This window comes from Microcoleus sp. S36b_A4, from assembly GCF_036700645.1.
Taxonomy (GTDB): Bacteria; Cyanobacteriota; Cyanobacteriia; order Cyanobacteriales; family Microcoleaceae; genus Microcoleus.
The window spans coordinates 1-15,241 of the sequence record NZ_JAUBPI010000028.1 but is presented as its reverse complement, the minus strand read 5'-3'; the positions used below and the strand labels follow the sequence as shown (position 1 = coordinate 15,241).

At 46.7% G+C, this 15,241-nt stretch carries 13 protein-coding genes; 8 read left to right on the top strand and 5 right to left on the bottom strand.

Annotated elements, in window-relative coordinates; translation table 11 throughout:
* Positions 1-364: 364 nt before the first annotated feature.
* Together QUA03_RS11455 and QUA03_RS11450 are read left to right on the top strand one after the other, a co-directional pair.
* Entirely contained in the window at positions 365-1,258 is an 894-nt protein-coding gene (locus tag QUA03_RS11455) for an alpha/beta fold hydrolase (RefSeq protein ID WP_333212133.1), read from the top strand.
* A gap of 144 nt (positions 1,259-1,402) precedes the next feature.
* The gene (locus tag QUA03_RS11450; RefSeq protein ID WP_333212131.1) at positions 1,403-2,389 is read left to right on the top strand and encodes an aldo/keto reductase; all 987 of its coding nucleotides are present in this window, start codon (positions 1,403-1,405) and stop codon (positions 2,387-2,389) included.
* Positions 2,390-2,740: 351 nt separating this feature from the next.
* Here QUA03_RS11450 and QUA03_RS11445 read toward each other — a convergent pair whose 3' ends face one another.
* Both QUA03_RS11445 and QUA03_RS11440 read right to left on the bottom strand, forming a co-directional pair.
* Positions 2,741-2,881, bottom strand: coding sequence for a hypothetical protein (locus tag QUA03_RS11445; RefSeq protein ID WP_006631167.1), 141 nt, complete (start codon positions 2,879-2,881; stop codon positions 2,741-2,743).
* A gap of 108 nt (positions 2,882-2,989) precedes the next feature.
* On the bottom strand, positions 2,990-4,681 hold the full coding sequence (locus QUA03_RS11440) for a transglutaminase domain-containing protein (protein WP_333212200.1): 1,692 nt from the start codon (positions 4,679-4,681) through the stop codon (positions 2,990-2,992).
* A 422-nt stretch (positions 4,682-5,103) separates the two neighbouring features.
* Here QUA03_RS11440 and QUA03_RS11435 point away from each other — a divergent pair, with 422 nt between their 5' ends.
* From QUA03_RS11435 to QUA03_RS11425, 3 genes are all read left to right on the top strand, one after another.
* Entirely contained in the window at positions 5,104-5,970 is an 867-nt protein-coding gene (locus QUA03_RS11435) for a DUF928 domain-containing protein (RefSeq protein ID WP_333212129.1), read from the top strand.
* Positions 5,971-6,086: 116 nt separating this feature from the next.
* Complete coding sequence (locus tag QUA03_RS11430) at positions 6,087-6,212, top strand: hypothetical protein (protein WP_333212128.1); 126 nt, start codon at positions 6,087-6,089, stop codon at positions 6,210-6,212.
* A gap of 75 nt (positions 6,213-6,287) precedes the next feature.
* Entirely contained in the window at positions 6,288-8,408 is a 2,121-nt protein-coding gene (locus tag QUA03_RS11425; protein WP_333212126.1) for a ShlB/FhaC/HecB family hemolysin secretion/activation protein, read from the top strand.
* A gap of 62 nt (positions 8,409-8,470) precedes the next feature.
* On the opposite strand, the gene QUA03_RS11420 is transcribed toward QUA03_RS11425, so the two are convergent.
* Positions 8,471-8,869 carry an alr0857 family protein gene (locus QUA03_RS11420; RefSeq protein WP_333212198.1) on the bottom strand — a complete coding sequence of 133 codons (399 nt, stop codon included), beginning with the start codon at positions 8,867-8,869 and terminating at the stop codon, positions 8,471-8,473.
* A 153-nt stretch (positions 8,870-9,022) separates the two neighbouring features.
* Entirely contained in the window at positions 9,023-9,538 is a 516-nt protein-coding gene (locus QUA03_RS11415; RefSeq protein ID WP_190660760.1) for an HNH endonuclease, read from the bottom strand.
* A gap of 582 nt (positions 9,539-10,120) precedes the next feature.
* Between QUA03_RS11415 and QUA03_RS11410 the strand changes: the two genes are divergently transcribed.
* Entirely contained in the window at positions 10,121-10,456 is a 336-nt protein-coding gene (locus QUA03_RS11410; RefSeq protein ID WP_039886507.1) for a ribbon-helix-helix domain-containing protein, read from the top strand.
* A gap of 262 nt (positions 10,457-10,718) precedes the next feature.
* Positions 10,719-12,068: a D-alanyl-D-alanine carboxypeptidase gene (locus QUA03_RS11405; RefSeq protein ID WP_333212124.1), complete on the top strand. Its 1,350-nt coding sequence runs from the start codon at positions 10,719-10,721 to the stop codon at positions 12,066-12,068.
* Positions 12,069-12,209: 141 nt separating this feature from the next.
* On the opposite strand, the gene QUA03_RS11400 is transcribed toward QUA03_RS11405, so the two are convergent.
* Complete coding sequence (locus QUA03_RS11400; RefSeq protein WP_333212196.1) at positions 12,210-13,316, bottom strand: N-acetylmuramoyl-L-alanine amidase-like domain-containing protein; 1,107 nt, start codon at positions 13,314-13,316, stop codon at positions 12,210-12,212.
* 179 nt (positions 13,317-13,495) lie between these two features.
* Between QUA03_RS11400 and QUA03_RS11395 the strand changes: the two genes are divergently transcribed.
* Complete coding sequence (locus QUA03_RS11395) at positions 13,496-14,773, top strand: serine hydrolase (RefSeq protein ID WP_333212122.1); 1,278 nt, start codon at positions 13,496-13,498, stop codon at positions 14,771-14,773.
* Positions 14,774-15,241: the final 468 nt, after the last annotated feature.

Sequence of the window (15,241 nt, the reverse complement as noted above, 5' to 3'; positions counted from 1 at the left end):
ATAAAAAAGTCGATCCCTTGACCCTCCCCAATCAGGTTCGACCGTCGCACCCCTAGGCAAGCGCCATCGCCCAGAACTTCCTCAGACCGCCAAACAGCCAAATCATCATACCTAGGTATGTTGCAGCCAAAACCCGATTTATTATCCCAAATGCGACCGGGCAAAATATCTCCCATTGCTGCGCCCCTCCTAAAATCAATAATTGTTACAAAACTTATTAATCCTGAGTACGGGAGATCGCGATCTCCCGTACTCGCCCAAATTGACCAATCCTTTGCTGGCGGAGCTCCGAGGCGTTGGTCAAACTATATAAATCTGAATATCGCGATACAATAGTTAAAGTAAATAATTATTTCTTTACATTATGCAAACAACCCCAGCCATCACCGCAGCCCCCATAGCCGGCACTTACTGGCAGTGGCGGGGGCATTCAGTGTACTACGTTCGATCCAGCGATCGGTATCCAGAACGCCCTCCCCTGCTGTTAATTCACGGTTTTGGAGCATCCACAGACCACTGGCGCAAAAATATCAGCGGCCTGAGCAAAGATTTTGAAGTCTGGGCGATCGACCTTTTGGGATTTGGGCGATCGGCAAAACCCGAATTACAGTACAGCGGCGACCTCTGGCGCGACCAACTCCACGACTTTATCACCAACATCATCGGCCGGCCCGCCGTACTAGCTGGCAACTCCCTCGGAGGCTACGCCGCCTTGTGTGTAGCTGCCCAGCGCCCCGAATCAGCAGCCGGACTCATATTAATCAACAGCGCCGGCCCCTTCAGCGAACCGCAGCCCGCACCCGAAGCCCCGCCCTTGCAAAAAGCCATATCTGCAGTAGCTAAAACCTTATTTCAGCAAGATTGGGCAAGTTTTCTGCTGTTCCAGTACGTGCGCCAGCGATCGACAATTCGGAAAACCCTAGAAAAAGTTTATCTCGACCAAAGCGCCGTCACAGACCAATTAGTAGAAGAGATTTACCTTCCCTCCTGCGATCCCGGTGCCCCCAAAGTATTCGCCTCCGTATTCCGAACACCCCAAGGCGAAAAAATCGACGTATTGCTAAGTCAATTAAACTGTCGGTTGCTAATGCTGTGGGGAGAAGGCGATCCGTGGATGAATTCCGCAGAAAGAAGCGCCAAATTTCGCAAACACTATCCAGAGTTGACAGAACACTTTATCAAAGCCGGTCACTGTCCCCACGACGAAGTACCAGAACAGATAAACGAACTGATTCGCGCATGGATAATTGACCAATAATCGATCGGCATCTTGATAAATTTCCCCCGGCCGTGTCCTCCCTCGGAGAGGGGGAAAATAATCAGATTTGCAGTAAAAATATATTTATTGTGCCAACATAAAGCCAGTTAATTTATACTTACATATTCTGAGGAGACGGAAACAATGACCCGCAAAAAGACTCGCCGCAATTTTATATTGAGCAGTATAGTTGTTGCCAGTGGCATTGCAGGTGCTAAGGCGATCGAACAGCAGGATCGGGAAATCGCAGCCGCACCCAATAACCAGGCGGCCACCACAGTAAAAATGCCAGAACGACTGTTAGGCAACACCGGCGTGAAAGTGCCGATTTTCGGTTTGGGGGGAGGCGGACAAACACCGCTGTCGCAGCCGGGAAGAGAAGCAGAAGCGGCGGTACAAATTGAACGCGCGATCGAACTAGGCATTCGCTATTTTGACACGGCGGCCGAGTACGGGCCCAGCGAAGAAAACTTAGGCAAAGTTTTGCCCAAATATCGATCGCGCATATTCCTAGCCACAAAAACCTCCGCCAGAGACAGAGATGGCGCGTGGAGACACTTAGAACAATCGCTCAAAAGATTGCAAACCGATCGACTAGACTTGTGGCAACTCCACCACGTCTCATTCCAAGCCGAATTAGACCAAATTTTCAGTGCCAAAGGAGCAATAAAGGCGATAGAAGAAGCCAAACAGCAAAAAATTATTCGTTTTTCCGGCATCACCGGACACCACGAACCTGCTATCATTGTGGCAGCCCTGGAGCGCTATCCTTTCGACACAACATTAATCTCCCTCAACGCCGCCGAAAAACATCATCCGCGCTCCTTTGTTACCAGCGCTTTACCAGTAGCCAAAGCCAAAAACATCGGCGTCATAGCCATGAAAATACCCGCTTACGGCAAATTATTTCAAAACGGTGTTTTAGATGGAATGCACCAAGCAATGGGCTACACGCTTTCACTTCCCGGCGTGCACTGCTGCATCATCGCCGCCGACTCAGTAAAGCAATTAGAAGAAAACTTAAAAGTCGCCCAAGCATTCCAACCCCTGAACACAACAGAAATGGCAGCACTTGAAAAACGCACCGCCGCCACTTGGCAAGAAAATACATTTTTCAGACAGTGGACTTAAGATCTCAACTCCAAAATTCCCTTTTTCATCTGTGTTTATTTTAGTGTTTTTATTGTGGCGCGGGCGTCCCGCCCGCGATCTCAAATCCACGCTTCATCGGAATTATTCATCTCTCTTGTCTCCCTCTGTGTTCTCTGCGTTCTCTGTGGTTAAATCCTTCCGATCCAAGCGGAAACGATATGAATCATAGTTTTGTATGAAAACTCAAGTCCTCACTACGAACCTGCAACGTTTATGTTACCAAACTTGATATCATCTGCGGTGAAAGTACCTCAAATCACAAAACAAGGCGAGCCAACCCGGTCGCCTTGTTTATTATCATAAAAAATGCACTTTGTCAACAGCAAAAAGCTACTTTTTTTTCCGTTTCGCCTTATCTAACCGCCTGCGATCGCGCCACTCAACAGAAGTCAAATAAGCGACACCGCCAGTCACAGTTAGCAGCAGTACAAAGGCAACTAAAACGAGAATATTAGCAATCGAAAATTCCACAACCCCTCTTCCTCTGATTTTACATTTTCTACTTTCGATTTTAGATGAAAAATGTTAACAATTAACAGTTGAATATAGACGGCTAACTGTTAATTGTTAACACTCGATTCAAACTGCTGGCAAATCTTCCAAAATTGTAAACCTCACATGATTAATTGCCAGACTCCCCACGGAAACATCCTCCTTGTTCAAAGGGAGACCGCCGCTCGTGAGACTTTGAAACCGAATTCCCTTGCCAATTTCTACGTGATACCAAGCCAAACCCATAAAAAATCGCAAAGGATAAGGGCCTCTGTCTTGAATATCATCAGGATTAGATTCCATCGGCACCCAGCCAAAACCCGGAATGTAAAACTCCAGCCAAACGTGATTGAAATCCGGCTCCAGCGACACACCTTTTCTGTCAGCAAAAGCGGGGCACTTGTAGCGCCCGATCGTGCGGCAAGCAATCCCGTTTAACCTAGCCAAAGCCAACAACAAGCCCACGTACTCGCCACAAGAACCGATGCCCCGGCGTAATACAATATCTGGAGTGTCAATGTGAGGCCTAATCCCGTAAGAAAGTTGGTCGTAAACAAAATTGCGAATGCTCAGTAACTGCCTCAGAATATTAGTTTCTGAGCCAATGGCAGCCACAGCAGCCGATCGCACAATTTCCGTATCCATCGCCAAATTGTCATTATCCACCAAATACTTAGCTGCAAACTCCGGTGACAGCTTAGGAATCTTTTCCACATCCCTAGGTGACAACTGATACTTAATCGATCGAACTTCTAACAATGCCTTCCAGCCAAAAATTCGGCGTTCCCCAGGGTGCAGCCGATCGAACTTAAACACCGCCACCCGTTCTCCTTCCTGAATTTCCTCAGTAAAAGGCATTCCAATCGGCGTAATTTTCCTGACCTTTTGCCGGTGAGTTTCCGAAGGCAAAGCAATCCGCCATTCCAAATTTTCGATTTCTACCTCATCGAGAGGAGACAGTTCCTCCACATAAGACATTTCCATCAAAAAACCGTTTGACAAAGCGTAGCGGTCAGCTTCATTGTAGTGAAAAGACAAGGGCTGAATAAAAGTGCGATCGCGCTTGGTCAACTGAAAAGGATCTTCCGAATTCGGGTCATCCCGGATGTAAAGTTCATCCCCGGCATAAGCCACGTACAGAACCTCATCCCCCGTTTCGGAATCCTTGTGAAAAGCCAAACCAGAAGGCGACTCAAAGGGAGTCAAAACGCTAAATTTAATCTCCCCAGTTCCCCGTTCCAAACAGTAAACAGTTTGCTCAGTTTTGTCGCAAACCCAAATTTCCTCATCCCGGACTGTGATATTTTCTACCCCAATACCGGGAGCATAAAACCGAGTAATTTCCCGACCAGTTTTCAGGTCAAAAACCAGAATCGAGTTTAATCTCTGGCAAGTCACATAAAGCGTAGATTTCCAAACAGCAATCCCGTCAGCAGGATAAGAAAGTGAAACAAAATGTTCCGGTTTGAGTTCAGCGATCGCCCCGTCCCGAATTGCGCCCCGACAGCAACAAATATCCTCATCCCGCGCAAACCAGAGAGTATCTTCCGAAATAGCCAGCCCCGTTGCGCCGGTAAACTTAGCCGTTTGAAATGGATTCAAAACAGTAGTGTTGTCACTTTCTCGATCGATCTCCAATAGCAGCCCTTCGGCGCGATCGACAGCGAACAACCTATTTCCTAAAAAAGCAATGCCGTGCAGTGCCAAGACTCCGATGGGTCTTACCATCCGCAGCCCCGAAGGCTGTTTGTCCGAGAGAACAGGTGAATCGAGATTCATGCTAAATTTCTTGCCGGTATTGTACACAAAAACTGATTTGTAACTTGTAGCCGATCGCTTGAGGTTCACCAGCACAATTGCCGAGTTTCCTGATATCCAGGACTGACGCATCAACCAGGTGTTTTTACGAAAAGAGGCGTTGTAGCCTCTTGCTAGAGTTAAAAGACCCCGAATATTAGTCTTTGTCAAAGTTGGGTTTAACAAGCTCAACCCAACCTGCAGCAGTGAATGGAAGTAAGTATAACTACTAAGCTACCACTGACAAACGCGACAGAGAATTCTATGTTGAGCAGATCGACCCAAATAATCGTATCTGCCTGAAGATATAAATTAAGTACAACAGATTACGATATCCGTCAAAACCTTGGATAGAATAAAACCGTGCGATAAAGTTCCTAGGTTCACCAAAAGGCAGGTTCGTCATGGCTTTGAAGTCTGCTCTAAATATCGGTGCTCTTTCATTAATTCTGTCTTTAGAGGCAGTTGCCGCCGGTAGTTTTTTAATACCAGCAGAGGCTCTCAACAGCCCCGCAAACCTTGTCCAGCACTCATCCAGACCGCAGCTACCCCTCAACTGGCAAACAGTTCAACTCCCTGAACCCAGCGGAAGCAGACCGAACAGCCAGCAATTGGGAGCGGCGTGGAATAGCTTTCAACCGCCGGAGGACGGAGTACCCGGAAGGCGGGAAGGGGGAGGAACCCGCGGCTTAGAATGCCCCACGGCCACAACTGCCTTAACTGCCTTGATTCCCCAATCAACTATGGGGCAAACCATATCAGCAAAGCCAACATTTTTCTACTACCTCCCCGTAGCCCTCGACAAAACAGTTCAGTTTGAGTTAGCAGACCAAAGGGACAAAACACTATACAAAAAAAGTTTTCGCATGGTAACTAGCCGTGCAGGTGTCGTTAGCGTCAGCCTCGGCTCCGACGACAACTCGCCAGCCCTGGAAGTTGGCAAAAACTATCAATGGTACTTTACTATCAAATGCAACCCCAAAAATACACAAGATGATGTTCTCGTTTCCGGGTGGATCAACCGCACTGCTGTCGCTCCAAGCGTGAAAACAGAGTTGGATCGATCGCCCGATCTCACCAAACTCAGCATCTTCGCCCAACAAAATCTCTGGTACGAGTACCTGGCAACTCTAGCTAAATTGCGTCTCCAGTCTCCCAGCGATTCCAGTTTAGCGATCAAGTGGTCAGCAGTTTTGAACTCAGTCGAACTCGGCAAAATAGCCCAAGAACCCTTAGTCGCCAGTGAAATAACACCGATCACAAGAAAATAATTCAATACCAGTTTCACGCAAAGAATGTAACGGTAGGCCCTTGTCCCAAACCCTGATAGCCATAAGTCATTGCCAATTCTAAAATCTAAAATCTAAAATCTAAAATCTAAAATGGTATGAGGGGTGCAGCAAGTACGAAAAGCTCGGTTTCGATCGCGGTATTTGGCAGCGCCCCAGATGATTTTTGGTTGTTGCGGGTTGTTTGGTCGATCGCCCTAAATAAATTAAAATTTGTGTACTGATCAGAAGTTCGGACTTCTGGCATCTTGAAAGGCGGACGGTGGAAATTTTGATGGTCAAATTTCGCCTAATACTAAATGATAAACTGGCATAGTGAAGCAGCCGAGAAACTTATTTTAGAGAAATTATTAATTATGCGCCCGAATGCAAATATTGCACTATTTCGGTTGGGGATTTCACTTCTAACTGCACTGCCGATGGCTTGCTTTTATGCCAATAAAGCTATATCCCAAACAAACGATATTTCTCTGTTGCCTGTCGTCGCTGACAACTCAGCAGATACGGGCAATCAAGTATTAGCACTGCAAAAACTGGAAATCAAGCAGGATGAAACAGCAACAAACTTAAATCAGCTTCCCGATGCGATCGAGACCAACCCTGAACCAGAAACACCATCGAACCCCGCCGAGAACAGCCAAGAAGCCTGTTCCACAATCCATGAAACTGCTTGTGGTGCGGGCATCTTGCCCGAACAAACAAATCTCGTTGACAACGATCCCCAATGTCAGAACCCGCTAGATTGCAATCATGTTTTAGCCCAGAACCAACCCTCGCTGCCTCCAAACCTGCCACCGCCGCCGACGGAGCCCGATCCAAATCGCGATCGATTTCTGCAACCAGCCCCGCAGCCTTCCCCAGAACCTCCCCAAGTACCACCCACAGTAGCGCCGCCGTCCCCGTCGCCAGTTCCCCCAACCCTGCCGAATACACCAATTGAGGTGAAGAAAATTCAAGTAGTTGGCAGCACAATTTTAAGCCAAGACGAAATTAATGCCTTAGTCAACCCGTTAGAAGGCCGTTCTACCACCCTAGAACAGCTCAAACAAATCGCCGACAAAATTACCGAAATTTACCTCAATCGTGGCTACATCACTTCGAGAGCAGTCTTGCCGCCCCAAACTATCACCGCAGGAGTAGTCCAAATTCAAGTTATTGAAGGCAAGCTAGCCCGAATTGAGGTAGAAGGAACTAAAAGATTGCATCCTAGTTACATCCGCAGCCGGATTCGACTCGGTGCGGGAATGCCTTTAAGTACAGCTTCATTAGAAGACCAACTCCGGCTGCTGCGAGTCGATCCTTTATTTGACAATGTAGAAGCCAGTCTGCGGGCTGGGGATAATGAAGGAGAGAGCATTCTGATCGTCCGAATCTCGGAAGCTAATCCATTTCAACCTACTTTCAGCATTGACAATTACTCGCCTCCCAGTGTCGGTTCCGAAAGATTGGGAGTTAGTTTGCGGCACCGCAATATAACAGGAAATGGCGACGAACTGGCGGCCGCTTATTATCGATCGATCGGCGATTCAGACGTGTTTGATTTCAGCTATCGCGTGCCGCTAAATGCGATGAACGGCACTTTGCAATTGAGGGCGGCACCGAACCGCAACAGTATTGTACAAGAACCTTTTGACAGTTTTGATATTTCGGGAAAATCGCATTTATTTGAAGTTAGTTACCGCCAGCCACTGCGGAGAACACCGATCGAAGAATTTGCCTTATCTGCCGGTTTTACTTATCAGACAGGCAGAACTTTTGTCGGTGGCGAACCGACTCCTTTTGGCATCGGCCCGGACTCCAATGGTGTCACCACTACGAGTGCAATTAAGCTGGGACAGGACTACATTCGGCGCGACCCGCAGGGTGCTTGGGCATTGCGATCGCAATTTACGATCGGCACTAGCTTGTTTGATGCTACTCAAAACGAAGGTTCCGATCCCGACGGACAATTTTTGAGTTGGCTGGGTCAAGTGCAGCGAGTACAGCGATTGAATGACAAACATTTATTAATTTTGCAGGCAGACTTACAGTTGTCAGCTAATAGTTTGTTACCTTCCCAGCAATTTGTAATTGGCGGCGGACAATCTTTGCGCGGCTACCGCCAAAATGTCCGTTCTGGCGATAACGGCTTTCGAGTTTCTATCGAAGATCGGATTACTTTGCAGCGCGATGCTTCGGGAAATCCCAAACTTCAATTGGCTCCCTTTTTGGATGCGGGTACGGTGTGGAATGTTGCGAACAATCCTAATACATTAACCAATCAGACATTTTTAGCAGGTGTAGGTTTGGGGGTCATCTGGGAACCGATACAGCGGGTGAACCTGCGCGTTGATTATGCTTTTCCTTTGGTGAGAATTAGCGATAAAGGCGACAATCTGCAAGATAACGGCATTTACTTCAACATAATTTATACGCCATAAGGAGAGAGGGGGGGAAAGAGAGAAATCTTCCCTCTTTCCTCTTCCTTATTCAACATCCGATATTAATCGCCGACTTCCCCGACAACCTCCGCAGCAGCCTGAGTTTCGAGCCAGAGTTTGAGCAGCAATAGCTCAGCCCGATCGCCCAACACAGTCGCAAACACGCCGTCAGCCCCCTCAGACGCCTCAGAAATCCACGTACCGCGCAGTGTCACTTCTACAAAGTCAGCATCAGCAACACAAAGCTCGATCGCATCGTTGTCGTTTCGGCGGGCCTCAGATTCCAACAGAGACAGCGTCGGCAAATTCGCGGGCAGCAAAAATGCCGCAGTGCTCGGTTCGACGCTGATGCTTTGACCAACTCGCATAGCCAGCACAACTCGCAGCGCCACTAACTGTTCGGGAGATTGAGCCAAACGCTCGAGGTTAAAGCCCGTTTCAGTGTAAGTCAACTTCAGCATATTGACAGCCCTAAATTTGGAATAGAAAGTTAAAAATTGAAAATCGGGAATCGGGAATTGGGAATTGGGATTTAGGGCAGATTTTAGATGAGCATTACGCATCAATTTAAAATCTAAAATCTAAAATCTAAAATCTAAAATTCTTCCCATTCCCTATTCCCCAATTTGATATTCGTGCCAAAACAGTTCTGCAAAAGCAACAGTGGGGTGTATAGGAGCCTTCGGCTTAGTTCGCAGAGACATTCCAGCTTCTATGGGAGTTCGATCGCCCTTACGAGAATTGCACCGTTCGCAAGCAGTCACCACATTGTCCCAAGTATGCGGGCCGCCCTTCGATCGAGGCATCACGTGATCCAGCGTCAAATGCCGATTGCTGCCGCAGTATTGGCAAGAATGAGCATCGCGGCGCAGAACTTCCCGGCGATTGACCGGGGGTACTTTCCACAGGCGTTCCCTGTTACCAAAAGTCAAGCGGATTTGTTCAGGTACGTGGATGCTGGTGCTGGGCGATCGTACCAGCCAGCCGTTGCCAATGCTAAAATCCAGAGGTTCAGCCTTGCCTGTTACCAACAGTACGATCGCCCGTTTGATGTTGACACGGCTCATCGGTAGGTAATTCTGAGAAAATACCACCACAGATTGCCTCAATACATCAGTTACTACGGTCACGGCTTGCTCCTCCTCGTCAATTTTGAATTTTAGATTTTAGATTTTGAATTTTAGATTGTCGATTGTGAATTTTGGTTACTTCGTCAGCATTGGCTACATCTGATTTTTTGCCAGTTCCCCAAGCCGATCGAATTTATCAAATACCCAATCAAATGCCCCCGCTTCTCTTACTTAGAAGCGGGGGCCAGAAAAACTGCTTTCATGCAAATTTTCATCCTGTCTTGGTACAGTAGTTTAGCTGTACCTCCCGCTTCGCGTCTCTCGATATGGCTGTGCCACTTGCCGACCGTGCTGATCTACCTCGTTGTCTTTAATTTCTGCAATTTCTCCTAATCCACTATAACCGTGTTTATTTAGGGCCAAGCCCGCCCACGAGGTCGCTGCGACAGTCGCAAAACCCGTGCTAAAGACCTGCCGTAACGACTCGGAGCGACCCGTGGGGCGATCGCACTTCAGTTGATAGGTGGAGTAGGTGGGGAGAAATTTCACTGTAGGCAGAAGGTGGTTAAGAGGCTTTCAATCTAGCTGTAAACATACTACACTGATATTACACATATGTCCACCCGTCACGGAGAAAAAATTATGCATACCCTACCTAGAACCTCAACCACCGAAATGGAAGTCACCAGCATTCGACTCGAAAGAGAGCTCAAGGAGAGACTTAAAGAACTCGCGGGCAATCAAGGCTATCAAGCTTTGATTCGAGATTTGCTCTGGAATTACGTGCAGCAGAAGTCTGGAGAGTATCGGCAGATGTTTTCTCGATCGGATATTCGAGCCAGCATTAATGCCACAGCACAGCAGGAGGAACGCTGCGCGCTTACAGGAGAGTTGATTCGACCGGGCGGGCCGATGTTATTAGGCCTGACAATGCACGGCGAAATGGTGCCGCTGAGTATAGGGAGTATGGCTGGATAAACCAGTTTATCGAAAATTTGTGAGAGCGATCGGCCTGGGGTGAAGGCCCCAGGCGCTGAAGATGGGTTTCCGAAGCATTTCAAGGAGATATATTTAACGAACCGCGAAGACGCGAAGTGCGCGAAGAAAGATTAGAGAAGGAAGAAAATAGGCAATTTTAGCGGTTCGGGAGTTTGGTAACGCAGATCCGGAGGCTCGCCCCACGCGCGAGAAGAATGCTAAACTTTCCATCGGGCGTGCCGAACAGACGATCGTACATTTGATGAACAAAATTAAAGTAATGCTGAAAAACCGCTACTTGACTGCTGCGAGTTCGATCGCCCTTCTCACAATTATTGCCGGATGCGCCGCTACTGAATCACCTCAACTTGCATCTCCCTCTCCTGTAGCTGAATCTTCCCCGCCCCCAGTTAAACCAAATCAGCCTCAGCCCTTAATAGTCTCTGTTAGCAATCCCGAAACAGCCACAAATACCAAAATCCAGCAATATCTCAACGGGTTGGCTGCCCAAGGTTTTGCCAAAGAAAACCAAGGAGTCTGGATGCAATCTGGCAACACTTTGCTAGCCAATCATCAAGGTACCGTTCCTCTGTCGGCTGCTTCTATTACCAAAGTAGCCACATCTCTGGTAGCACTGCAAGAATTCGGGCCGGAACATGAATTTATCACCTTAATTGGTACAACTGGAAAAATTGAAAACGGCGTATTAAAAGGCGATTTAATTGTACAGGGAAACGCCGATCCCTTGTTTGTCTGGGAAGAGGCGATCGCCCTTGGTAACGCCTTAAATCAAAAAGGCATCAAGCGAGTCAGTGGTAATTTGATAATTGTCGATAAGTTTTACATGAACTTTGAACTTGATCCCCTCAAATCGGGAGAATTGCTCAAACAAGGATTGAACAGTCAAATCTGGCCCAGCGAAGCCGCCGCCCAGTATCAAACACTGCCTCCCAATACGCCAAAACCCCAAATATCAATTGAGGGTACTGTAAAAGTTTTGGCAGCACCTCCTAATGACGTGCAGCCTTTAGTCAAACATTATTCTTTGCCCCTCGCCGAACTGATCAAAAAAATGAATCAGTACAGCAACAATCTCATGGCAGATATGCTAGCTGATACTGTCGGCGACGCCAAAACAGTCGCGCAAAAAGCAGCAGCAGTAACCGGAGTTCCCCCCGCAGAAATTCAACTCGTCAACGGTTCGGGATTGAGCGAAGAAAATCTCATTTCTCCCCGGGCTGCTTGTGCGTTGTTTATAGCTTTAGAACGCTATCTTGAACCTTACAGCATGACAGTTGCTGATGTCTTAACTGTAGTTGGGAAAGATCAAGGAATACTGGCAGAACGCGCGCTTCCCCAATTAGCAGTGGTCAAATCGGGCACGTTGGATAATGTTAGCGCTTTGGGCGGAGCTTTGCCAACTCAAAAACAAGAAACTGTGTGGTTTGTGATTATGAATGGAGGGGCAAATGTCGAGACATTTCGCACTCAGCAAGAGGTTTTGCTGAAAAGCTTTTTGAATGAGTGGGGAAGTGTTCAAGTTTCGCCGCCGGAATTAACGCCAAATCCTGCTAGAAAGAGTAAGGTATCTCGCAGCGAAATTGTTCAATAAACTGTTGTGCATTTAATTTGTATATTCCGGTTGGGCTAGAAGCCCACCCCACAACAGAGTTTGTAGGGTTCGTCAACACAGAAATTTTAAATTTTCAGCTAAAATAATGCAAGCTGATGCACTTTACGAATACAAACTAATTTAATTAGGGGTTTTCGCCCTCGCTACCACAATGCCGATCGCACTTTCGACTCTCCTAATATATCTCTGCAAGTCGTAAGCAACTGTCACCTGCCCAGCCGGCGAAGCGTGAATTAAACCCATATTGCCGTCAGCATTACGGTAGACTAAACCCGTGTGGGTGACATCCAATCCTTTAACATCCGTCGCTACTGCTATAATATCCCCTGGTTTTAACTGAGAATAAACACTTTTTATCTGATTTGTGGGGATGTAATTAACAGTAGTTTTTGCTAAGTCTGCTTCTTGGCTGACTATGCACTGATAAGTTGCTTCGTCTTTAACCATTTGCGGATAACTGTTGCGGTGCTGACTCATGAAATTTAGTGTTTTATTCATGGGCACTCCGCCTAATTCAGCGGTGATATTTTCCACTGTTTGCCGTTTTTGATTGTCATTAATCCATTCGGAAAAATAATGCAATCTGCTGCAATAACCGTTAATTTTACCGTTTAAATATCGCTGTTGTTCTATGCGATCGACAAAATTTTGATAGTCGTAATCTTGTACTGCTACGCCCCTGGCGATCGCCAAAACGGTTTCTACAAATAAAACGCAATCAAATTTATTCAAAGTTATGATCAACTTTTCTTCGCCGGATTTGTCCAACAACCCGGCGGCGTAGGGCTTTCCTAGAAAGTTATTGGCGATCGCCTGGACAATTTCTCCGATCGAGCGATCGTGCAAATTTTGTTGTTTTGCATACTGTACAACCTTTTCAAAACGTGCTATGTCTTCAGGTTGTGCAACGGTTTCTCTCTCGGTATTATTGGAGTCCGATCGTCTCGCAAGCACTTTCAGCAATTCGGAATAGGAAATTTCCGCTAAATTGTTGAAGTCCCACAACATACTCGGAAAACTGGAAACACTTTGCTTGTTTTTTATTTCCAGATTTTCGCTTTCTCCCGTCAAGGAAAACGCTAGATCCGCCCCCTGTCCTGCTGTTTGTCCATCGACAACATATCCCGTAGCAGATTGAGACTGAAATGCCCAAACATCAGGGATCAAAGAATTATTCACGCCGACGATCGCAAATCCCAAAACAGCCAGACTCCAAAAATTTCTCATGTTTTTCAAAGGATTTTGCTTCAACTCAGTGCTATCCTGAAAATTTTACAATTACTAGAAGTCTCAATCAGCCTAGTAGACAGATAAAATTGGCAACAGCGGACTAGATCGATACACTTGTCATTTAGACGCCGCCCTATTATAAACTGATCGTGCGAGTTTGATAGCACAAAACTGTAATGCAAGTAGAACGCCGACGCCGCCCACGCCCAATTCCCGCCCGACGCCCCATCGAGCCCCTAGGCCCAATCCGGCCACGACGCCAAAGCAGCCAGCCTCCTGTCCAATCCCGTCGTCGAGTCAGGACGAAATTTTCTCGCTTAAAATACCGTAATATCCTGTGCTTAATTGCCGGGGCGATCGCGATCGGGTGGATTGTCACAATACCGTTCAGAATTCGCCGTCCCCCAGAACCGCCAGTCATCTTGGCTAAACAGGCCGTCTCGCCTCAAGAAACACTCTCGCCTCCGACAATTGAACCATCGGACAATTTAGCCGATCGTCAAAGCGAGCCTACCTTTAGCTATAACATAAAAACACCTCCCAATCCAGTTTACTCTCAAGAATTGCAAGGGATTGTTGATGAAGCGGTGAAGATTGCAACCACCAAAGGGATGCCCGCAGAACGGCTATCAATTACCTTATTTGATGTCAGCAATTCCAAAAGTCACACCTTTGCCGGATATCAAAATCAAACTCTCCGATTTCCCGCTAGTGTTGCCAAGTTATTTTGGATGGCAGCGTTTTACTCAGCCATAGAAAAAGGCATCATTACGCAAAGAGAATCTGCCTTTAAAAACGACCTAGAGCAAATGATTCGCATCTCCAACAACGATGCTGCCAGCAGAATTTTAGACAAAATCACAGATACAAAATCCGGCGGCAGGCTCGCAGGAGAAGAGTTGCAAACATGGCTGAAAAAGCGCACTCAAATTAACACATTTTTCCAGTCCGCAGGCTACAATGATCTTCGTATAAGCACCAAAAATTATCCCATATACTATTTAAGACAAGAAGGACCAATCGGTCGCGACTTGCAATTGCGGGGCGATGCTTCTCAGCCGATTCGCAATCAAGTAACTACCGACCAAGCGGCCAGATTAATATATGAAATCTATACTAGGCAAGCCGTTTCCAGCGTCGCTAGTCGCAAAATGGCTTACTTGCTGACTAGAGACTTAGACCCCAAGGCATGGAAAAATGACCCTAGCAATTCAATAAAAGGATTTCTTGGCGAATCTTTACCAACTAATATTTATTTTGGTTCCAAAGTAGGCTATACTTCCAAATCCCGCAGCGAAGCGGCTTTTGTCAGAACTTTAGACGATCGCGCGATTTATATCTTAGTTGTTTTTGCAGACGATCCGGCTTATGCCAAGGACGAAACAACATTTCCGGCAATTTCTCGATACGTTTTCGATCGGCTAAACGCTCGTGGTCCCAGCACTTTGGAGTGATATGGAGTAGGGCCGGTTGACTGTTGACTGTTGACTGTTGACTGTTAGTCGAAAAACTGAAGGATGGTTGATATCAAATCCGGTAACATCGGAATTATTCATCTCTATGTTCTCTTCCTCTGTTTTCTCTGCGTCAACAGTGGTTTAATCATTCCAATGCAACCGGATTTGATATGAGTGTTGAATGTTGACTCGATTTTACAATTCCGGCGCGGTCAAAAGTGAGATTATGCACAAACAACTGTTTCTGCGAAAAATGGGTACTGACGGCCAAAAAAAACAATTTTTTGACCACAACTCTATGCTTTTAGGTTAGGTAAAACCCGCATAAATAAACCCGGTTTCTGATATCCTATGATAAGCTGTTCGACATCTAAACTGCATTAACTAAGTTACCTTTGTTTTTGATCTTTCGGTTCCATTTCATAATTAATTCTCCTTCATTTAAAAGTTTATGTAACAGTGATT